This is a genomic window from Streptomyces sp. NPDC001536 (genome assembly GCF_042894505.1).
Taxonomy (GTDB): domain Bacteria; phylum Actinomycetota; class Actinomycetes; order Streptomycetales; family Streptomycetaceae; genus Streptomyces.
In genome coordinates, this window is record NZ_JBIAVQ010000009.1 from 256650 (window position 1) to 276166 (window position 19517).

The window sequence follows — 19517 nt, forward strand, 5'->3', positions numbered from 1 at the left end:
GGTGGGGGAGCGTCAGGAAGGGGACGGTGCCGAGGGGTCGTCGGCCGGTCGCATGGCGGTACAGAGCTGCCCGATGGTGGCCCGCCGCCGGACCGCCTCGATCAGGGCCGGCAGGACGTTGCGGCCGGCCCGGGCGTCGTCCCGCAGCCGGGTCAACTCCGGTTCGCAGTCCGGGCGTTCGACATCCCGTCGGCCGCCGGGCGTGGTGTGGAGCTCGGCCTGGAGCAGTTGCCGCTCGGACTCCGAGGGCGAGGTCTCCAGCACCCCCACGGTGGGCCCGGGGTCACGGTAGGCGAGCTCCTCGATCCGGCCCTCCAGCCAGCCGCTGCGGATACAGGCCGCCACACCGCCGCGCGCCTCGATCCGCTCCAGCCAGTCGTCGACCTCCTTGCCCAGTTCCTCGACGAGGCCCTCGATCACATGGGAGCCGCCGAGCGGGTCGGCGTAGCGGGCCAGGTCGGTCTCCTCGGCGAGGATCTGCTGGGTGCGCAGGGCGATCCGGGCGCCGAGCGGGCCGGGTGTCTGCACGGCCTCGTCGAAGCTGCACACGTGCAGCGACTGGGTGCCGCCGAGGACGGCCGCGACCGCCTGGAGGGTGGCCCGGACGATGTTGTTGAGGGGCTCCTGGTAGGCGAGGGCCGAGCCGAAGGTGTTGACCTGGGCGCGCAGCCGCATCGCCCGGGGCGAGGTCACACCCCAGCGGTCCCGCATCCGCTCCGCGTACCGGCGGCGGGCGACCCGCAGCTTGGCGGCCTCCTTCAGCACCTCCATGTCGGTGCCGAAGATGAAGCTGAACCGGGACGCGACCCGCTCGGCGGAGTGCCCGCGCTCGACCATCCCGGCGAGATAGGCGTCCACGCTCGCCAGCGCGCAGGCGACCTCCAGCGCGGCGTCCGCCCCGGCCTCCCGGGCGTGCCCGCCGGAGACCGAGATGGGGTTGACGCCGGGCAGGTGCTCCATGCAGTACTCGACGACGTCGAGGGCGTAGCGCACGCTGGTGTCGAGGTCGTACACATACGCCTTGCGGGCGAGGAACTCCTTGAGCATCTCGTTCTGGAGGGTGCCGCGCAGGGCGGCGGGGTCCACGTCCGACTCCTCGGCGGCCACGATCCACATCGCGAGCAGCATCGGGGCGGTGGCGTTGATGGTGAACGAGACCGAGACCCGGTCGAGCGGGATCTCCCTGAACACCGTCTTCAGGTCGTCCACGGTGGCGACGGAGACCCCGGTGCGTCCCACCTCGCCCTCGGCGGCGGGGGCGTCGGGGTCCAGGCCGAGCTGGGTCGGCAGGTCGAAGGCGAGCGAGAGGCCCGTCTCACCCATCTCCAGCAGGTAGCGGAAGCGGCTGTTGGTGCTCTCGGCGCTGTAGAGGCCCGCGAGCTGGCGCATGGTCCACAGCCGGGTGGTGTATCCGCCCGGGTGCAGTCCGGCGTCGTAGGGGAACTCGCCCGGTATGCCCATGTGTCATTCCTGGGGTGCGTCTTGGATCGTGTCCAGGACCGATATGGCGAATTCGCGCAATTCCGGGTATTCGAAGATGTTGAGCAGCGGGATGTCCGCGCCGAAGCGGGTGCGCAGCGCCGCCACTATCCGGGTGGCGACCAGAGAGTCGACGCCCAGTTCCAGAAGATTGTCGTCGAGTTGCACTTCGGGGACATTCAGGGCCTCTGCCGTCACGGCGAGTACGGCGGCCTCGACCTCGGCAAGGGTGACCGAAGCAATGGACATTCCGTCATCCGTTTCTGCCCGCGGTGCCGTGCGTGGGCACGGAAGAACGGGGGTCAATTACCTGGTGGGGGTGCTGGTTTCCTGATCAACCTAGAAGTCCGCGCGCCGCGGCAGCAACAGGTTCCGGACGGCAAAGTCGGCAGCAACCTGCCACCCCCGGGCCCTGGTGCGGACCCGGGTGCGGCTGTCAGGTCGCGGACACCAGGCCGTACTCCGCGGCCCTGATCCCCGCCTCGAAACGGGTGCTGACGTCAAGGGACTTGAGGATGGCGGCCACATGACGGCGGTAGGTGCGCACGGACACGTTCATCTGCCGGGCCGCGGTGTCGTCCTTCATGCCGGAGCCGAGCATCCGCAGCACCTGCCGCTGGACGTCGTCCAGGTGCAGCTCGCGGACGCGCGGCGAGGTCAGGCCCTCGGCGTGGCCCCACAGCACCTGCTGGAACTGGAGCAGGGCCGCGGTGGCCTCCCGGCGGGCGAGCAGGATCTGGAGCCGGCCGTCCGGTGTCACGGTCCGCACCAGGCCGAGCTCGGCCCCCAGCAGGGCCAGGTCGGGCAACGGGGCGTCGGTGACGCGCAGTTGCACCTGGCGTGCCCGGGCGTCGCCCGGCAGGGCGCGGGAGCGGGGGTCGGTCATGACGGCGCGGTCCGCCAGCAGCCGCAGGGTGTGCCCGCGGGTGAGGATCTCGGTGCGGATCAGGCGCGAGAAATCGGAGAGCGGGTGATGCATCGTCTCGACGGCGAAGCGTCCGGTCAACTGGGTGAAGCCCCGGGTGTGCGGTGCTTCGGCGAAGGCGCCGCGAAGAACCCCGCAGACGGCGTCGGTGTGTACCGGGTGCACCAGTTCGAAATCATCAAGACTTGAATAGGTTTCGGTGGCGCGCGTGTGCTGCTGGACATCGGCTATGTGTATGGACATGGCCCCCCCGGGTCTCAATTTCCATCCTTGATCGAAAGGCTGGTCATCTGACTCACGCACCGCGGCAGGGGTGTCGCCCCCGCTTTGAAGTGATCTTGAGGGTACGTCAAGCGGCGTTATTCAGTCGATAGTTCGAATGCCGCATATCGGATTCCGACATTAAATGATTGCTACTTTTCGTGCCTATGGGGACGGTTCTGAAGTCTGCGGGTCGGCGGTGGAGTGCGCGCCGAACCTCAACTACCCTTCGTGTCGACCCGATTACCTTGTGCAAGTCGAAGGTGGCAGCAGCAATGGCCCGACACGCGTCCTCCTCCACCCCCACCGCCCAGCGTGCGCTGGCCGCCCTCGCGACCGCGGGCGTGGCCCTGGGCGCAGGCGCGGCGACGGCCGCCGCGGACACCGACCCGGTCGTCGACGTGATGCGCACCCGCCCCACCTCGCTGGGCAATATCGACCCGCAGGCCGGCCTCCAGGGCCTCACCTCGACCGTCGGCTATGTCACCGGCCCGGTCACCGGCCTCAAGCCCAACCCCCTCGCCGGCACCGGCGTCGACCCCCTCGACAACGGCCTCGGCACCCAGCTCGCCGACTTCCAGCCCCTGGCCACCCAGGCGCTGACCGGCCCGGTGGCGCAGGCCCAGTCCATCGGCGCCATCCCGGTGGTCGGCCAGGCCGCGGGGATCCTCAACAACCGCTGACGGCACGCAGAGAGCCGCGTCTTCCCAGGACGGTGGGAAGGCGCGGCTCTCCGGTCTGCGGTGGCCGTCAGTAGGACGAGCCGGACGCCCCCAGCGAACCCGTCGGGTGCCAGACCGTCTTCGTCTCCAGGAACGCCGTCATGCGGTCGATCCCGGGAGCCGCCGAATAATCCACAGCCTGTGGACGCAGAACGCGCTTCAGATTGTCGGCCGCCGCGATCTCCAGCTCCTTCGCCAGTACGTCGTCGGCGCCCGCCAGATCGATCGCGTTGACGTCCTGGTGCGCGGCCAGCGGCGTCGCGATCTCCGCCGTACGGCCGGACAGGACGTTGACCACACCGCCGGGCAGGTCGGAGGTGGCCAGCACCTCGCCCAGGGACAGGGCGGGCAGCGGGGACTTCTCGGACGCGATCACGATCGCCGTGTTGCCGGTCGCGATCACCGGGGCGACGACCGAGACCAGGCCCAGGAAGGACGACTCCTGCGGGGCCACAACCGTGACCACGCCGGTCGGCTCGGGGGTGGAGAGGTTGAAGAACGGGCCCGCCACCGGGTTACCGCCACCGACCACCTGGGCGATCTTGTCGGTCCAGCCCGCGTACCAGACCCAGCGGTCGACCGTCGCGTCGACGACAGCGGCCGCCTTCGACTTCGACAGCCCCTCGGCGTCGGCCACTTCGCGCACGAACTGCTCGCGGCGGCCCTCCAGCATCTCGGCGACGCGGTACAGGATCTGACCCCGGTTGTACGCCGTCGCGCCCGACCAGCCACCGAACGCCTTGCGCGCGGCGACCACCGCGTCACGGGCGTCCTTGCGGGAGGAGAGCGGCGCGTTGGCCAGCCACTTGCCCTTCGAGTCGGTCACTTCGTACACCCGGCCGCTCTCGGAACGGGGGAACTTGCCCCCGACGTACAGCTTGTAGGTCTTGAAGACGCTCAGACGCCCGGCGGCGGAGCCGCCTTTTTCAACACTGCGATCAGACATCGAGGTACGCCTCCAGGCCGTGCCGACCGCCCTCGCGGCCGAAGCCCGACTCCTTGTAACCGCCGAACGGCGAGGTCGGGTCGAACTTGTTGAACGTGTTGGACCAGATCACGCCCGCGCGCAGCTTGCCCGCCACGGCCAGGATCCGCGAACCCTTCTCCGTCCAGATGCCCGCCGACAGGCCGTACTGGCTGTTGTTGGCCTTGGCGACGGCCTCGTCCGGCGTACGGAAGCTCAGCACCGACAGGACCGGGCCGAAGATCTCGTCGCGGGCGATGGTGTGCGCCTGGGTGACGTTGGTGAAGAGCGTCGGGGCGAACCAGTAGCCGGAGGAGGGGAGTTCACAGGCCGGCGACCAGCGCTCGGCGCCCTCCGCCTCGCCCGCCTCGACGAGCGAGGTGATCCGGGAGAGCTGCTCCTCGGAGTTGATCGCGCCGATGTCGGTGTTCTTGTCCAGCGGATCGCCGAGCCGCAGGGTGGAGAGCCTGCGCTTGAGCGAGTCCAGCAGCTCGTCCTGGATCGACTCCTGGACCAGCAGCCGGGAGCCCGCGCAGCAGACCTGGCCCTGGTTGAAGAAGATGCCGGTGACGATGCCCTCGACGGCCTGGTCGATCGGGGCGTCGTCGAAGACGATGTTGGCGCCCTTGCCGCCCAGTTCGAGGGTGACCTTCTTGTCCGTGCCCGCCACCTGGCGCGCGATGGCCTTGCCGACCGCGGTCGAACCGGTGAAGGCGACCTTGTTCACATCGGGGTGCTCGACGAGGGCCGCGCCCGTGTCGCCGTATCCCGGAAGGATGTTGACGACACCCTTGGGCAGGCCCGCCTGGCGGCAGATGTCCGCGAAGAACAGGGCCGACAGGGGAGTGGTCTCGGCCGGCTTCAGCACGACCGTGTTGCCGGTCGCCAGCGCCGGGGCGATCTTCCACGCCAGCATCAGCAGCGGGAAGTTCCACGGGATGACCTGACCCGCGACGCCCAGCGGACGCGGATCGGCACCGAAGCCCGCGTGGTCGAGCTTGTCGGCCCAGCCCGCGTAGTAGAAGAAGTGCGCCGCGACCAGGGGCAGGTCGGCGTCGCGGGTCTCCTTGATGGGCTTGCCGTTGTCCAGGGTCTCCAGGACGGCCAGTTCGCGGCTGCGCTCCTGGATGATCCGGGCGATACGGAACAGGTACTTGGCGCGCTCGGAGCCGGGCAGCGCCGACCACTTCTCGAACGCCTTGCGGGCGGCCTTCACCGCGCGGTCCACGTCCGCCTCGCCCGCCTGGGCGATCTCGGAGAGGACCTCCTCGGTGGCGGGGGAGACGGTCTTGAAGACCTTGCCGTCCGCCGCCTCGACGAACTCGCCGTCGATGAACAGCCCGTAGGAGGGGGCGATGTCGACGACCGAGCGGGACTCGGGCGCCGGTGCGTACTCGAATGCGGATGCCATGGTGATCAGTCCACCGTCACGTAGTCGGGGCCGGAGTAACGGCCGGTGGCCAGCTTCTGACGCTGCATCAGCAGGTCGTTCAGAAGCGAGGAGGCGCCGAAGCGGAACCAGTGGTTGTCCAGCCAGTCCTCGCCGACGGTCTCGTTGACCAGCACGAGGAACTTGATGGCGTCCTTGGTGGTGCGGATGCCGCCGGCCGGCTTCACACCGACCTGGACACCGGTCTGGGCGCGGAAGTCGCGGACGGCCTCCAGCATGAGGAGGGTGTTCGCGGGGGTCGCGTTCACCGCCACCTTGCCGGTCGACGTCTTGATGAAGTCCGCGCCGGCCAGCATGCCGAGCCAGCTCGCGCGGCGGATGTTGTCGTACGTCGAGAGCTCACCGGTCTCGAAGATGACCTTGAGCCGGGCGCTGGTCCCGCAGGCCTCCTTCACGGCGGTGATCTCGTCGTACACCTTCATGTAGTGGCCCGCGAGGAACGCCCCGCGGTCGATGACCATGTCGATCTCGTCCGCGCCCGCGGCGACGGCGTCCCGCACGTCGGCGAGCTTCACCGCCAGGGCGGCGCGGCCCGCCGGGAAGGCGGTGGCGACCGAGGCGACCTTCACGGAGGAGCCGGCGACGGCCTCCTTCGCGGCGGGCACCATGTCGGGATAGACGCAGACGGCCGCGGTCGCGGGGGTCGTACGGTCGGTCGGGTCGGGATGGACCGCCTTGGCGCCGAGCGCCCGGACCTTGCCCGGGGTGTCCGCGCCTTCCAGCGTCGTCAGGTCGACCATCGAGATGGCGAGGTCGATGGCGTACGCCTTGGCGGTCGTCTTGATGGAACGGGTGCCGAGCGAGGCGGCGCGCGCCTCCAGGCCGACCGCGTCGACGCCGGGCAGCCCGTGGAGGAAGCGACGCAGCGTGCTGTCGGACGCGGTGACATCCGTAAGCGGGTGTGCGGGAGATGCAGTGGTGGGCATGGTCACCAGCCGAGCATATCTACGCGCGTAGCGGCTGTACACCCCGAAAGAACGGTTCCTCTGGACCAAGGGAGCCCGGTCCGGCCTGAAGGGGCGCGGGACTGTATCAATATGCGGCTCCGCCGCGTGGGCGCGACCAGCCACGAACGACCCGCACTCGCCCACACACAAGGTCCCCCACGGCGGGAAGATGAACCACTGAGGCACAATCGCCGCATGACGACCAAGGACCGCATCTACCGCTCACCCGCAGGCATCGCCGGAGGCGCCCTGCTGCTCGCCATCGTCCTCTGGCTCGGCATCGACGCCCTCGTCCAGGGCGAGGACCGCACCCCCTGGCTGGCGCTCGCCTCGATGATCCTCGCGGTCCCCCTGATCGTCGCCTTCACCGTCCGCCCCGCCGTCTACGCCAACGAGGACCGCCTGCGCATCCGCAACCCGTTCCGGGTGATCGTGCTGCCCTGGGGGCAGGCCGCCGCGCTGCGGTCCGGTTACTCCAACGAGGTCGTCGCCGAGTCCGGCGACAAGTTCCAGCTGTGGGCCGTCCCGGTGTCGCTGCGCGCCCGCAAGAGGGCGGCGCGCAAGGACGCGCGCGCCGAGCGCGGCGGCGGCGCCGGACTGCGGCTCGGCTTCGGAGGCGGCGGCGCCGCGCCCGCTCCCGACGCCGGACCCGCCCGGGCCGAGACCGACAAGATCATGGACGACCTGCGCGAGCTCATGGAGACGCGCGGCACAGCGGACAGTGCGCAGGGCGAGGTGACCGTGCGCTGGGCGTACGAGATCTTCGCGCCGGCGATCGCGGGGGCGCTCCTGCTGGTGATCTTGATCGCAACCGGCTGACAGGCCTGTCCTTTCACAGGTTCCGGGGTGATGATGCGGCCTCACCTCGGCGTGCCGCCCCGAACCAGGACCCGAGGACTGCAACCACACCTGTGGTCCGAGTGTCTGGAAGACGATGAGCACGAACCTCCAGCGGCCGCTGCCGCTGCCCGCCTCCGCGATACCCGACGGCTGCCTCCCCTGGGACGGGGAACAGACACGGCGGTGGACACAGGCCCTACCGGCCCGGTGGGTGCCGGTGCGGCTCGACACGGGTGTCCTGGTCGGGGTGGCGCTGGCCGGCCTGCTCGGCTCCGGCGCCCTCGCGCTGAGCGACAGTGTGAGCCCGTGGGTCGCCGCCGTCATCGCGCTGCACGCGGTCTGGCTGGTGGTACGGCCCGAGGTCGTACGGATCTCCGTGCCCGTTCTGCTCTTCGCGATCCCGCTCCAGCAGCCGGCGCCCCGGGCGGTGAGCGTGCCTCTGCTCGCGGTCCTGCTCCTGGTCTGGACGGTCGCCATGCTGCGGCTGGTCGCGCGCGGGCGGCAGCGGGCGGCCGCGCTGGCCGCGGCGGGCGGAGCGACGGCCGTACCGCCGGACGAGGGCAAGACGTTCCGGCGCGGCAAGCTCCTCGCCTGGTTCGGACTGGCCGTGGCGGCGGCCGGTGCCGCGGCGGTCGCGGCGTTCGGACGCGGAGACGGCCACGCGCTCGCGGCGACGGGCCTCTACGTCACCGGACTCGGCCTCACCGCCGTCCTCTCCGGCCTCCTCGGCCGCCGCCGCGCCGCCGTCCTGCGCGGCGCGCCCGCCCCCGTCCTCCGCGTGCTCGTACGGGAGAACGCCGACGTGGACACCGAGGTCTACGCCGCCGACGACCTCGGCGCGCTGCGCCCCCTGTTCACCGTCTCGATGTCGGAGCTGGACGACGAGGGCGAGCCCTTCTTCGAGGAGGCGGACGACGACGACTTCGACGAGGAGGCCGCCGAGGCGGAGATGCGGGAGGCCCTCGACCGGGTCGACGACGAGGAGCCCGGCCCCCTGCGCGAGGCCGTCCTGTACGGCACGCCCTACGACGGCGGCGAGATCCTCCTCGTCAGCGCCGACGAGGAGCCCGGCGAGCCGCCGCTGATCGAGCGGTCCCAGGGGCCCGTACGGCCGCTGTCGGACCGGTTCGGACGCAGCCGGATCGTGGGGGAGAAGCGGGCGGGGACCCGTAAGGCGGCGTACCAGGAGCTGGGCCGGCTGGCCGCCGAGGCGGCGGCGACCGAGCTCGGCTCCGGGGCCGTGCGGCGGTGGAGCGCCGGGTGGATGGACCGGCTCACCGCCGTGGTGGTGGTCCTGTGGTTCGTCCCGATCGCCCTGGACGAGTCTGGCTGGTTCTGGCGCTACGTCCTCGTCGGCGGCCTGGCGCTGGGCGGCGCCCTGATGCTTCCCGACCGGCTCGCCTGGAGCGTCACCGCCGACCGCGAGGGCCTCTGGTTCAACGGGTTCCGCCGTATCCACCACATCGCCTGGGACGACATCCGCGTCGTCCGCTGCAAGGGCGCCGAGCTGAAGATCGACAGCCGCCGGGCCGGTTTCCCCACCTGGACGATGTACGGCACCCGCTGGGCGAAGCTGGAGCTGCGGCGGGGCTGGACCCACCCCTACGAGCGCACCGCCGCCGAGATCACCGCGATGTGGCAGGACCCCGCGCTGCGGCCGACCGTCCCGGCGACCCGGCGGGAGCGGGGACGCCCGCTGTGGCCGCTCACCGTCGCCCTGGCGGTGGTCTTCGCGGTGGCCCTGGTGCTGCTGCCGTAGCGGGGCGTCACGGTGCCCCCGGCTAGAGGGGCGTCACGGCGCCCCCGGCCACACCAGGACCATGTGCGCGCCCCAGTACACCGAGCCCGCCACCGCCGCCGTCAGGACGAGGACACGGTGGCGGCGGGCGGCACAGGAAAGCCGCAGGGCTGGCGGCAGCAGGAGCGGGAAGGCCGGCAGCAGATAGCGGGCGCGCGGGAAGTAGACGCCGCCGCTGGTCAGGACGATGAGCAGCGTCACCCCCGTGAAGACCAGCAGGGGCAGGGGCTGGCGGTCGCGCGCCGACAGCGCGAACAGGGCCACCGCGGCGATCAGCACCAGCGTCACCAGCACCAGGAACAGATGTGGCGTCGAGTCCCGCACCAGCAGATGGCGGATCTCCCGCAGGGTCCGCCGGCCGCCGTCCATCTCGTTGCTCCACACCCGCTGTTCGGCGAAGTAGCCGTCCCAGCGCCCCACCCGCAGGCCCACCCAGGCGATGTACCCGCACCAGCCGAGCGGGGCGAGGAGAGCCGCCGTGAGCGCGCGCACGGAGAAGCCGCGGCGCAGGGACAGCAGGGCCGTCACGGTGACCGCGGCCGCCACCGCGACACCGGTCGGGCGGGTCAGACCCGCGAGCACGGCCAGCGCGCCCGCCCACAGCCAGCGGCGGGTGAGCACCGCGTACAGCGACCAGGCCGCGCACGCGGTGAACAAGGACTCGGTGTACCCCATCCACTGCACCAGACTGACCGGGAACGCGGCCCACAGGACGGTGGCCAGGACCCCGACCCGGCGCCCGTACAGCCGGTCGGCCACCGCGAAGACCCCCCAGGCCGCGACGAAGGACGCGGCGACGGCGAGGCACAGACCGGTGGTGGCGCGGGTGCCGGGGGTGACGGCCGCGACCGCCTTGACCAGGACCGGATAGAGCGGGAAGAACGCCAGATTGCTTCCCTTGGTGCCGACTTCGTGGGCGTAGCCGTGGTCGGCGATGCCGAGGTACCACTTCGCGTCCCACTGCCGCGCCAGGATCGGCCAGACACCGTGGTCCTGGTGATGGGCCCACAGCGTCAGGAACAGTAGACCCGCGAGCCGTACGGCGACGAAGGCGCCGAGGGCCGGGGCCGCGCGGCGCAGCGCGTGGACGACGGGGTGCGGGCCGGGCGTGGTCTCGGGTCGCCGGCTGCCCGGGATGCTGCCGCGGGGGGCGGTTTCGGGGGCGGTCGAGGACACGGGGGCGGCTCCGGGGCTCGGCGGACGGGATACCCGTCAACCGTTTCCCGGGGCGGGCGCCGAGGCGTGGAGCGCGCGTCAACCGACGCGGCGAAATCACCCGTTGGGGCGCCCCGGTCGGTCGGGGCACCCCAACGGGCGGGTCAGATGCCGGCAGCCGCCGACAGGTCCCGCTTGATCGTCGTCAGCAGGTCCGTCGCCTTCGCGTGGGCGGCGGGCAGGTCGGCGTGGCCGGCGACCGGGACGACGACCTCCAGGTAGCACTTGAGCTTGGGCTCGGTGCCGCTGGGCCGGACGATGACACGGGCGCCGTCGAGGGTGTACCGCAGACCGTCGGTGGGCGGCAGCTTGTCGGTGCCCTGCGTCAGGTCCTCGGCCTTGGTGATCGCCAGACCGGCCAGCTCGGTCGGCGGCCGCTCGCGCAGGCGCCGCATGGCGTCGGCGATGACCGACAGGTCCTCGACGCGGACCGACAGCTGGTCGGTGGCGTGCAGACCGTGCTCCACGGCGAGGTCGTCGAGGAGGTCGAGGAGCGTGCGCCCCTGCTCCTTGAGCTCGGAGGCCAGCTCCGTGATGAGCAGAGCGGCGGTGATGCCGTCCTTGTCCCGTACGCCGTCCGGGTCGACGCAGTAGCCGAGGGCCTCCTCGTAGCCGTAGCGCAGGCCCTCGACACGGGCGATCCACTTGAAGCCGGTGAGGGTCTCCTCGTAGGGGAGGTTCGCCTTCTCGGCGATCCGGCCCAGGAGGGAGGAGGAGACGATGGACTCGGCGAAGGTCCCCCGGGCGCCGCGCCGCACGAGGTGCTGGGCGAGCAGCGCGCCGACCTCGTCACCGCGCAGCATCCGCCACTCGCCGCCCTCCTTGACGGCCACGGCGCAGCGGTCGGCGTCCGGGTCGTTGGCGATGATCAGGTCGGGGTCCGTCTCGCGGGCCTTGGCGAAGGCGAGGTCCATCGCGCCGGGCTCTTCCGGGTTGGGGAAGGCGACGGTCGGGAAGTCCGGGTCGGGCTCGGCCTGCTCGGTGACGAGCACCGGCTCCGGGAAGCCCGCGCGGGCGAAGGCGGCGAGGAGGACGTCCTTGCCGACGCCGTGCATCGCCGTGTAGACGGTGCGGGCGGTGCGGGGGGAGTTCTCCGCCAGCACCGCGTCCGTACGGGCGAGGTAGGCGTCGAGGACGGAGTCGTCGAGGGTCTGCCAGCCGGCGTCCGGGCGGGGTACGTCGTTCAGGGACCGCACGGCGTCGATCTCCGCGGCGATCTCCGCGTCGGCCGGCGGCACGATCTGCGATCCGTCCCCGAGGTAGACCTTGTAGCCGTTGTCGCGGGGCGGGTTGTGGCTGGCGGTGACCTCCACGCCGGCGACCGCGCCGAGATGCCTTATGGCGTACGCCAGGACGGGGGTGGGGAGGGGGTGGGGCAGGACGGCGGCCCTGAGGCCGGCGCCGGTCATCACGGCCGCGGTGTCGCGGGCGAAGTCGGCGGACTTGTGGCGGGCGTCGTAGCCGATGACGACGAGGCCGTCGGTCTGGCCCTTGCCCTTCAGGTACGCGGCGAGACCCGCGGCGGCCCGGATCACGACGGAGCGGTTCATGCGCATCGGTCCGGCGCCGAGCTCGCCCCTGAGGCCCGCGGTGCCGAACTGGAGGGTGCCGCTGAAGCGTGCGGTGAGTTCGGTGACGTCTCCGGCCTCGATGAGCTTGGCGAGCTCGTCACGGGTCTCCGTGTCGGGGTCCTCGGCCAGCCAGGTCTTGGCTCGTGCGATGAGATCGTCGTGCACGTCGGGTCAACCTCTCGTGTCGGTGTGCGGGTGAGTGGGGGTGCGCGTGGGGCGGGTTTTCGCCCCCGCCGCCCTTACCCGTTCCCATCCTCCAGGGGCGCTGCCCCTTCGACCCCGTTCCCAGGGGGCGCTGCCCCCTGGACCCCCGCTCCTCAAACGCCGGAGGGGCTGAGTAACCCAGCCCGTCCGGCGTTTGAGGACGAGGCCCGTTCAGGGCCGAAGCGGGGGTCTGGGGGCGCAGCCCCCAGGGATGGGACGGGTAGGGGCGGCGGGGGCGAGGAAAAGTGCCCGGCGGCTACAGGCGGCTCAGCACCTGGCCCAGCAGCGCGCCCATCTGCGTCGCCGAGTCGCGCCCGGCCTGGAGGACCTCTTCGTGGTTCAGCGGCTCGCCGGTCATGCCCGCCGCGAGGTTCGTCACCAGAGAGATACCCAGCACCTCCGCACCCGCCTCGCGCGCGGCGATCGCTTCGAGGACCGTCGACATGCCCACCAGGTCCGCACCGATGACACGGGCCATCCGGATCTCCGCCGGCGTCTCGTAGTGCGGGCCGGGGAACTGGGCGTAGACACCCTCCTCCAGCGTGGGGTCGATCTCCTTGCACAGGGCGCGCAGACGCGGGGAGTACAGATCCGTCAGGTCCACGAAGTTCGCCCCGACGATGGGAGACGTCGCCGTGAGGTTGATGTGGTCGCTGATCAGCACCGGCTGCCCGGGGCGCATGCCCTCGCGCAGACCACCGCAGCCGTTGGTCAGCACGATCGTCTTGCAGCCCGCCGCCACGGCCGTACGGACGCCGTGCGCGACGGCGGCCACACCACGGCCCTCGTAGTAGTGCGTGCGGCCCAGGAAGACCAGGGCCCGCTTCTCGCCGATCTTGTACGAGCGGACCTTGCCGCCGTGCCCCTCCACCGCCGGCGGCGGGAATCCGGGCAGCTCGGTGACCTGGAACTCGGCGTCGGGAGCGCCGAGGGCGTCCACCGCCGGCGCCCAGCCGGAGCCCATCACGAGAGCGACGTCGTGGGTCTCGGCGCCGGTCAGTTCGCGCAGGCGCGCGGCGGCGGCGTCGGCGGCGGCGTGGGGATCGCCCTGGATGTCGTCCGGAAGAAGAGATGCGTTCACGCGGATGAGCGTAGCCGGTTCCGGCCTACGCGCGTAGATGACAGAGCGAACGGGATGCCGATCGTTGTCTTGTCGTTTCCAACGAAATCCGGCGAACGGCGGAGCACGAGAGCTAGCAGGGGCGCTTGCGCAGTTCCATCACATAGTCGTGCGGCGCCCCCGCCGACTCCGCCGCGTCCGCGATCTCGCCGAGGTAGCGCGCCGAGGGCAGGCCCCCCTCGTACGCGTCGAGGACGTACAGCCATGCCGACTCCTCGGTCTCCAGCGTGTGCACCCGCACCCGCATCCGGCGGTAGATGCCGAGACCGACACCCTCCCAGCGGTCCATCGAGTCCTCGTCCAGGGGCGCGATGTCGTACAGCGCGACGAAGACCTGGGACTCGGGGTCCTCGACGATCGTCGCGAGCGCGCCGTCCCAGCCCATCTGCTCGCCGCCGAAGGTCAGCCGCCATCCGTTGAGCCAGCCGGTCGCGCGCATCGGCGAGTGCGGTGCGCGGCGGGTCATCAGCCGCGCGTCGAGGTTGCCGGCGTACGCGGCGTAGAGCGACATGGGGGAGAGGGTACGGCAGTCGGCTCACCGGCCTCCGCCGTCCCGGACGTAACGCCATCCGCCCGCCTTCGCCGTGCCGTACCCGGCGGGACCCGTCCGCCTCCTCCGTCCCGTAAGTAACAAGATGAACCGTCCTGCGGCCCCGGGGCAGTAGCACCTTGAGGCGTGCGGGACAATGGAGCATGTGACTCGGATCGTGATCATCGGTGGCGGACCCGGCGGATACGAAGCGGCGCTGGTGGCAGCGCAGCTCGGCGCGGAGGTGACCGTCGTCGACTGCGACGGTCTGGGCGGAGCGTCGGTGCTGACCGACTGCGTGCCGTCGAAGACCCTTATCGCTACGGCCGAGGTGATGACCACCTTCGACTCGTCGTACGAGGAACTCGGCATCATCGTCGCCGACGACACTCCTCACCTGGAGCAGGCCGCCCGGGTCGTGGGCGTGGACCTCGGGAAGGTCAACCGGCGTGTGAAACGGCTCGCGCTCGCGCAGTCGCACGACATCACCGCCTCCGTCACCCGCGCCGGCGCCCGTGTGCTGCGCGGCCGTGGGCGCCTTGAGGGCATGCAGGCCCTCGACGGCTCCCGCAAGGTCGTCGTCCAGGCCGCCGACGGCACCGAGGAGACCCTCGTCGCCGACGCCGTCCTCATCGCGACCGGCGGCCACCCCCGCGAGGTGCCCGACGCCCAGCCCGACGGCGAGCGCATCCTCAACTGGACGCAGGTGTACGACCTCACCGAGCTCCCCGAGGAGCTCATCGTGGTCGGTTCCGGTGTCACCGGTGCCGAGTTCGCCGGTGCCTACCAGGCGCTCGGCTCCAAGGTCACCCTCGTGTCGTCCCGTGACCGCGTGCTGCCCGGTGAGGACCCGGACGCCGCCGCCGTCCTTGAGGACGTCTTCCGGCGCCGCGGCATGAACGTCATGGCCCGCTCCCGCGCCGCCGCCGCCAAGCGGGTCGGCGACCGGGTCGAGGTCACCCTCTCCGACGGCCGGGTCATCACCGGCTCCCACTGCCTCATGGCCGTCGGCGCCATCCCCAACAGCGCGGGCCTCGGTCTGGAGGAGGCCGGCGTCAAGGTGCGCGAGTCCGGGCACATCTGGACCGACAAGGTGTCCAGGACGACCGCTCCCGGTGTGTACGCCGCCGGTGACGTGACCGGTGTCTTCGCCCTCGCGTCCGTGGCCGCCATGCAGGGCCGTATCGCCATGTACCACTTCCTCGGCGACGCGGTGGCCCCGCTGAACCTCAAGACGGTCTCCTCCAACGTCTTCACCGACCCCGAGATCGCCACGGTCGGCTACACACAGGCGGACGTGGACGCGGGCAAGATCGACGCCCGGGTCGTGAAGCTCCCGCTGCTGCGCAACCCGCGCGCCAAGATGCAGGGCATCCGCGACGGCTTCGTCAAGATCTTCTGCCGTCCCGGCACGGGCATCGTCGTCGGCGGTGTGGTCGTCTCGCCGCGCGCCTCGGAACTGATCCATCCGATCTCGATCGCCGTCGACAACAACCTGACCGTCGAGCAGATCGCGAACGCCTTCACCGTGTACCCGTCTCTTTCGGGCTCGATCGCCGAGGTCGCACGCCAGCTCCACACCCGTAAGGAGACGGGCGAGAGCTAGGACGGGTGCCGGCGGCCGAAACCGACTCCCCGCTGGTCACAGGGAGTTGTCGACCATTCGTACGGCATAGTCGGGGGGCGTAGGCCCTATACCACTTCCGACCCTTCTGTGCGAACAACTTCTGTTATTCGGCGCATACTGCTGAAAGCAGACGGTCGTTGGGGTTACTGTCAGTTTCGTGTTCGCTGCAGAACGTCGCCAATTGATCCTCGAAATGGTGCGAGCTAACGGGGCCGTATCGCTCCGTGAGCTCGCCCGCGTCGTCCAGACCTCCGAAGTGACCGTACGGCGGGACGTGCGCGCACTGGAGGCAGAAGGACTCCTCGACCGCCGGCATGGCGGTGCGGTATTGCCGGGCGGGTTCACGCGGGAGTCCGGCTTTCCGCAGAAATCACATCTCGCGACCGCCGAGAAGACGGCCATCGCCGACCTCGCCGCGAACTTCGTCGAAGAGGGCGAAGCGATCGTGGTCGGGGCGGGTACGACGACACAGGAGCTGGCCCGTCGGCTCGCTCGCGTACCCGGGCTGACCGTCGTCACCAACTCCCTGTTGGTGGCTCAGGCGTTGGCCCATGCCAACCGGGTCGAGGTCGTCATGACCGGCGGCACGCTGCGGGGCTCCAACTACGCGCTGGTGGGCTCCGGTGCCGAGCAGTCCCTTCAGGGGCTGCGGGTCTCGCGGGCCTTCCTGTCCGGGAGCGGACTCACCGCCGAGCGCGGGCTGTCCACGTCCAACATGCTGTCGGCCTCCGTCGACCGGGCGCTGGTGCAGGCCGCCGCGGAGGTCGTCGTCCTCGCCGATCACACCAAGCTCGGTTCGGACACGATGTTCCAGACCGTGCCCACGGATGTGATCACACGGCTGGTGACCGACGAGCCTCCGGCGCACGACGACCGTGCGGCCACGGAGTTGCAGGCGCTGGCCGACCAGGGTGTGCAGATCGCTGTCGCCGGGGGTTCGGGGAGTGATTCGGTCCCCCCGCGCCAGGCTCGCCGGGACGTGTCCCTCCCGGGGCCACGCCGGGTGCCGGCCGGCTCCGCCGGGGCGGGGCTTCGGGCGACGTCGGTTCTGAGTGAGCCGGCGGCGGGGGCGGAGCAGCGGGCGGCGCGGGTCGCGGATATGCGGCGGCGGTAGGTTCGGGTTCGGGTTCGCCTATTCGCCGTAGGGGGTTGCGGTTGCTGCGCGGGTGCCGGTTCGTTGTGGCTGGTCGCGCAGTTCCCCGCGCCCCTAGGTGAGTCCCCGCAGCGTCAGTCGTAGCAATCTGTCCGCCAGGTCCGGGTCTGTCGGCGACTCTTCCGCCGCCAGTGCGATGGCGTGCGTCAGCTGTAGCAGGTCGCCGATCGCCACGTCCTCGCGGACCGCACCCGCCTTCTGCGCGCGTGCCAGTAGTGCGCTGCCCGCTTGTCGGATCGGGTCGCTGCACCGGGCCAGGGCCGAGGTGTTGTCGGACGGCACGGACATCAGGGCGCGGGCCAGGCCCCGGTATTCGCCTGCCTGGGCGACCATCTCGCGCAGCCACGTCACCAAGGCCGCACAGGGGTTCGGGTCGGTCAGGAGCTCTCGGGATCGAGCCAGCAGGTCGTTCACCGCGTCCTCGAAGACCGCGCTCAACAGGGCGTTGCGGTTGGGGAAGTGGCGGTAGAGGGTGCCGATGCCGACGCCCGCGCGGCGGGCCACATCCTCCAGGGATGCCTCGGCGCCGTGGGCGGCGAAGGCGGTGCGGGCCTCGGCGAGGAGGCGGTCGTGGTTGCGGCGGGCGTCCGCGCGCATGGCGCGCGTCGGCGCGGCCGTCGCCGTGGCCTCCTGGTTCCCCATGGCTCCCACCTGCCCTCTCTCACGCCCCCGGTGTGCTTCAAGGATGCCATCGCAGCATGCCCGACCGGGCTCCCCGGGCCGCGCTGAGGCCGTACCTTCGTCTCGGGGGAGTACGTCGTGTGGTTTCCCCCGACATCTCAGGACTTCTCATGGCGAGAGCAGCGCCGGGAGAGTGCTTATGGAGATCGCCGGTGCGGACGCGCGGCGCGTGCTCATGCTCGCGGGCGACCTGGAAGAGGTCGCCTCCGCGCAGGAGCTGAGGGAGCGGGCCCTGTCCGCGCTGATGGAGTTGATCCCCGCCGACGCGGGACAGGCATACCGGCTCTCGCTCGACGGAGCCGAGGTGTCCGCGCTGTCGCTGCCGGAGGACTCCTTCCACGCGGATCCGATGGTGATCTACGACCATCCCCTGGACCACCCGCTGACCGACATCATGCTGGAGACACCCACGGCCGAGGCCTGGCGGGTCAGCGATGTCGTCGGCGACCGCCAGTGGCACCGCACCCACTGCTACAACCTGGACTTCCGCCCCTTCGGGCTGCGCCGGCACCTGGTGGCCACCGCCGGCTCGGCCGGGGCGGCCGTCGAGGGGTACGCACTGGTCCGGGCCGGCGGCGACTTCACCGAACGGGACCGTGACCTGCTCGCCTTCGCTCAGCTCCAACTCGCCGATCTGGAACGGCGGTTCGCCGAGCGGCAGCGGCTGCTCGCGCTCTGTGCCACCGCCCTGGAACTGGTCGGCGGCCAGGGGCGGGGTGTCGCGGCGATCGGCGACAGCGGCAGGCCCGAGCCGCTGAACACCGTAGCCGCCCAGCTGCTGGCCCTCGTCCAGGGCGATCCCCGCCTCGGCGCCGGGGGCTTCACCGCCCGCGAGGTCGAGGTGCGGCACATTCCCCCGGCCGCCCCGGGGCTGCCCGCCCTGCTCCTGCTCCGTGACCTCGCCCGGGGTCGGAGCGCCGCCCGGCTGGTCGGGGTCACCGAGCAGGAGTACCGGACGCTGCACCACCTCGACAGCGGGTGCACACCGACCGAGACGGCCCGCCGGATGGGCCTGTCCCCGACCACCGTGCGGGGCTATATCGCCTCCCTGCACCGCAAGTTGGAGGCGGGCCACACGGCGGCGCTGCTGCGCAGGGGGCGGGATCTGGGACTGCTCACCGACTGAGCCGACCCATGCGATATACGCGACATGTCGCGACCGGTCACAATTGACGGATGGTCATCGGCCGCGCCCCGTCGCTTCACTGGTACGAGGCGCTCCGCACGGGGGCAGGCCGCCAAGGGGGACTCTCATGACCACGACGTCGCAGCCACCGACCGTCACCGACAAGGAGGCCTCGCGGAGGGGCCGCCTGCTGCTGGCCGGCTCGGCCGTGCTCGGACCGCTGCTGCTGGCGGTCACGGTGGGGGTGCTGCCGTACGGGACCGACGACTCGACGAAGGAGATCGTCGCCGCCATCGCCGAGGACAAGGCCCTGATCCAGCTGTCCCTGTGGGGCTGGGCGCTCGGGCTGCTCCTGCTGGTGCCCGGCACGCTCGCGGTGGGGCTGCTGGCCATGACGCGCTCCCCCAGGCTGGGGCTGTGGGGCATGGCCGTGTTCGGCACCGGTCTGCTGGCCATCGCCACGACACCCTCCCTCGACCAGGTCGCCCTCGGCGGGCTGGAGAAGGGGGTGAGCCAGGAAGCGCTGGTCGGTGTCACGGACGGCACCTACGAGCTGGTGGTGAACGCCGTCCCGTCGCTCTACTTCGTCGCCGCCCATGTCGTCGGCGCGATCCTGCTCGGCGTCGCCCTGCTGCGCGGCCGGATCGTGCCCGCCTGGGCGGCCTGGGTGCTGATCCTGTCCATGCCGTTGAACGTGGTCGGCTTCGTGACCGGCATCGCGGTCCTGACCGTCGGATCCTTCGTGATGCTGGCCGTCGGGTTCGGCGCGGCGGGGTTGGTCGTCGCCCGCAACGGCACCGGCTGGACCCGCATCTCCTAGTCCATCCACCTCGGGGGAAAGCCGGAGCGCCCGGCGGACTGACTGCTCCAGTCCGCCGGGCGCTCCGGGATGTCGTACGGCTGCT

General features: G+C 71.2%; 18 protein-coding genes. 7 read left to right on the top strand and 11 right to left on the bottom strand.

Annotated features, from left to right (window positions below):
- Positions 1–12: 12 nt before the first annotated feature.
- The 3 genes from ACFY0U_RS25165 to ACFY0U_RS25175 form a co-directional block, all read right to left on the bottom strand.
- A complete protein-coding gene (locus ACFY0U_RS25165) occupies positions 13–1461 on the bottom strand; it encodes a methylmalonyl-CoA mutase family protein (RefSeq protein WP_388639350.1) in 1449 nt (482 codons plus the stop codon).
- A gap of 3 nt (positions 1462–1464) precedes the next feature.
- Positions 1465–1728 carry a phosphopantetheine-binding protein gene (locus tag ACFY0U_RS25170; RefSeq protein WP_388639352.1) on the bottom strand — a complete coding sequence of 88 codons (264 nt, stop codon included), beginning with the start codon at positions 1726–1728 and terminating at the stop codon, positions 1465–1467.
- Positions 1729–1915: 187 nt separating this feature from the next.
- Positions 1916–2647 (bottom strand): response regulator transcription factor, encoded by a 732-nt coding sequence (locus tag ACFY0U_RS25175; protein ID WP_388639354.1) that lies wholly within the window; start codon positions 2645–2647, stop codon positions 1916–1918.
- 293 nt (positions 2648–2940) lie between these two features.
- Here ACFY0U_RS25175 and ACFY0U_RS25180 point away from each other — a divergent pair, with 293 nt between their 5' ends.
- Complete coding sequence (locus tag ACFY0U_RS25180; RefSeq protein WP_388639356.1) at positions 2941–3348, top strand: hypothetical protein; 408 nt, start codon at positions 2941–2943, stop codon at positions 3346–3348.
- Between the two features lie 67 nt (positions 3349–3415).
- Here the strand turns inward: ACFY0U_RS25180 and ACFY0U_RS25185 are convergent, their stop codons facing one another.
- Genes ACFY0U_RS25185 through deoC form a run of 3 tightly spaced genes read right to left on the bottom strand, consistent with a single transcriptional unit; the run spans position 3416 to position 6727 of the window.
- Positions 3416–4333, bottom strand: coding sequence for an aldehyde dehydrogenase family protein (locus ACFY0U_RS25185; RefSeq protein WP_388639358.1), 918 nt, complete (start codon positions 4331–4333; stop codon positions 3416–3418).
- Complete coding sequence (locus ACFY0U_RS25190) at positions 4326–5762, bottom strand: aldehyde dehydrogenase family protein (RefSeq protein ID WP_388639360.1); 1437 nt, start codon at positions 5760–5762, stop codon at positions 4326–4328. Before ACFY0U_RS25190 ends, ACFY0U_RS25185 begins: the two co-directional genes overlap by 8 nt.
- 5 nt (positions 5763–5767) lie before the next feature.
- A complete protein-coding gene (gene deoC / locus ACFY0U_RS25195; RefSeq protein ID WP_388639626.1) occupies positions 5768–6727 on the bottom strand; it encodes a deoxyribose-phosphate aldolase in 960 nt (319 codons plus the stop codon).
- 216 nt (positions 6728–6943) lie between these two features.
- Between deoC and ACFY0U_RS25200 the strand changes: the two genes are divergently transcribed.
- Positions 6944–7567 carry a PH domain-containing protein gene (locus ACFY0U_RS25200; protein WP_388639362.1) on the top strand — a complete coding sequence of 208 codons (624 nt, stop codon included), beginning with the start codon at positions 6944–6946 and terminating at the stop codon, positions 7565–7567.
- A gap of 115 nt (positions 7568–7682) precedes the next feature.
- A complete protein-coding gene (locus ACFY0U_RS25205) occupies positions 7683–9347 on the top strand; it encodes a hypothetical protein (RefSeq protein ID WP_388639364.1) in 1665 nt (554 codons plus the stop codon).
- A 33-nt stretch (positions 9348–9380) separates the two neighbouring features.
- Here the strand turns inward: ACFY0U_RS25205 and ACFY0U_RS25210 are convergent, their stop codons facing one another.
- The 4 genes from ACFY0U_RS25210 to ACFY0U_RS25225 all read right to left on the bottom strand — a co-directional run bounded on the left by ACFY0U_RS25210 (position 9381) and on the right by ACFY0U_RS25225 (position 14007).
- On the bottom strand, positions 9381–10562 hold the full coding sequence (locus tag ACFY0U_RS25210; protein ID WP_388639366.1) for a hypothetical protein: 1182 nt from the start codon (positions 10560–10562) through the stop codon (positions 9381–9383).
- Positions 10563–10705: 143 nt separating this feature from the next.
- Positions 10706–12337 carry a phospho-sugar mutase gene (locus ACFY0U_RS25215; RefSeq protein WP_388639367.1) on the bottom strand — a complete coding sequence of 544 codons (1632 nt, stop codon included), beginning with the start codon at positions 12335–12337 and terminating at the stop codon, positions 10706–10708.
- A gap of 295 nt (positions 12338–12632) precedes the next feature.
- Positions 12633–13457 (bottom strand): purine-nucleoside phosphorylase, encoded by an 825-nt coding sequence (locus tag ACFY0U_RS25220; RefSeq protein ID WP_388639369.1) that lies wholly within the window; start codon positions 13455–13457, stop codon positions 12633–12635.
- 112 nt (positions 13458–13569) lie between these two features.
- A complete protein-coding gene (locus ACFY0U_RS25225; protein WP_388639370.1) occupies positions 13570–14007 on the bottom strand; it encodes a gamma-glutamylcyclotransferase in 438 nt (145 codons plus the stop codon).
- 175 nt (positions 14008–14182) lie between these two features.
- Here ACFY0U_RS25225 and ACFY0U_RS25230 point away from each other — a divergent pair, with 175 nt between their 5' ends.
- Together ACFY0U_RS25230 and ACFY0U_RS25235 are read left to right on the top strand one after the other, a co-directional pair.
- On the top strand, positions 14183–15631 hold the full coding sequence (locus tag ACFY0U_RS25230; RefSeq protein ID WP_388639372.1) for an NAD(P)H-quinone dehydrogenase: 1449 nt from the start codon (positions 14183–14185) through the stop codon (positions 15629–15631).
- A gap of 214 nt (positions 15632–15845) precedes the next feature.
- On the top strand, positions 15846–16766 hold the full coding sequence (locus ACFY0U_RS25235) for a DeoR/GlpR family DNA-binding transcription regulator (RefSeq protein ID WP_388639628.1): 921 nt from the start codon (positions 15846–15848) through the stop codon (positions 16764–16766).
- Between the two features lie 93 nt (positions 16767–16859).
- Here the strand turns inward: ACFY0U_RS25235 and ACFY0U_RS25240 are convergent, their stop codons facing one another.
- Complete coding sequence (locus ACFY0U_RS25240) at positions 16860–17402, bottom strand: TetR/AcrR family transcriptional regulator (RefSeq protein ID WP_388639630.1); 543 nt, start codon at positions 17400–17402, stop codon at positions 16860–16862.
- Between the two features lie 223 nt (positions 17403–17625).
- Between ACFY0U_RS25240 and ACFY0U_RS25245 the strand changes: the two genes are divergently transcribed.
- Together ACFY0U_RS25245 and ACFY0U_RS25250 are read left to right on the top strand one after the other, a co-directional pair.
- Entirely contained in the window at positions 17626–18612 is a 987-nt protein-coding gene (locus ACFY0U_RS25245) for a LuxR C-terminal-related transcriptional regulator (protein ID WP_388639374.1), read from the top strand.
- 127 nt (positions 18613–18739) lie between these two features.
- Positions 18740–19432, top strand: a complete 693-nt coding sequence (locus ACFY0U_RS25250) for a hypothetical protein (RefSeq protein WP_388639376.1) — start codon at positions 18740–18742, stop codon at positions 19430–19432.
- The last annotated feature ends 85 nt before the right edge of the window (positions 19433–19517 follow it).

Bases quoted from the DNA above. Each gene is read 5' to 3' on its own strand.
- ACFY0U_RS25235 (WP_388639628.1), top strand. From the start codon at position 15,846: ATGGTGCGAGCTAACGGGGCCGTATCGCTCCGTGAGCTCGCCCGCGTC.
- ACFY0U_RS25170 (WP_388639352.1), bottom strand. From the start codon at position 1,728: ATGTCCATTGCTTCGGTCACCCTTGCCGAGGTCGAGGCCGCCGTACTC.
- ACFY0U_RS25230 (WP_388639372.1), top strand. From the start codon at position 14,183: ATGGAGCATGTGACTCGGATCGTGATCATCGGTGGCGGACCCGGCGGA.
- ACFY0U_RS25250 (WP_388639376.1), top strand. From the start codon at position 18,740: ATGACCACGACGTCGCAGCCACCGACCGTCACCGACAAGGAGGCCTCG.
- ACFY0U_RS25200 (WP_388639362.1), top strand. From the start codon at position 6,944: ATGACGACCAAGGACCGCATCTACCGCTCACCCGCAGGCATCGCCGGA.
- ACFY0U_RS25225 (WP_388639370.1), bottom strand. From the start codon at position 14,007: ATGTCGCTCTACGCCGCGTACGCCGGCAACCTCGACGCGCGGCTGATG.
- ACFY0U_RS25240 (WP_388639630.1), bottom strand. From the start codon at position 17,402: ATGCGCGCGGACGCCCGCCGCAACCACGACCGCCTCCTCGCCGAGGCC.
- ACFY0U_RS25190 (WP_388639360.1), bottom strand. From the start codon at position 5,762: ATGGCATCCGCATTCGAGTACGCACCGGCGCCCGAGTCCCGCTCGGTC.
- ACFY0U_RS25180 (WP_388639356.1), top strand. From the start codon at position 2,941: ATGGCCCGACACGCGTCCTCCTCCACCCCCACCGCCCAGCGTGCGCTG.
- ACFY0U_RS25185 (WP_388639358.1), bottom strand. From the start codon at position 4,333: ATGTCTGATCGCAGTGTTGAAAAAGGCGGCTCCGCCGCCGGGCGTCTG.
- ACFY0U_RS25175 (WP_388639354.1), bottom strand. From the start codon at position 2,647: ATGTCCATACACATAGCCGATGTCCAGCAGCACACGCGCGCCACCGAA.
- ACFY0U_RS25165 (WP_388639350.1), bottom strand. From the start codon at position 1,461: ATGGGCATACCGGGCGAGTTCCCCTACGACGCCGGACTGCACCCGGGC.
- ACFY0U_RS25245 (WP_388639374.1), top strand. From the start codon at position 17,626: ATGGAGATCGCCGGTGCGGACGCGCGGCGCGTGCTCATGCTCGCGGGC.
- deoC (WP_388639626.1), bottom strand. From the start codon at position 6,727: ATGCCCACCACTGCATCTCCCGCACACCCGCTTACGGATGTCACCGCG.
- ACFY0U_RS25205 (WP_388639364.1), top strand. From the start codon at position 7,683: ATGAGCACGAACCTCCAGCGGCCGCTGCCGCTGCCCGCCTCCGCGATA.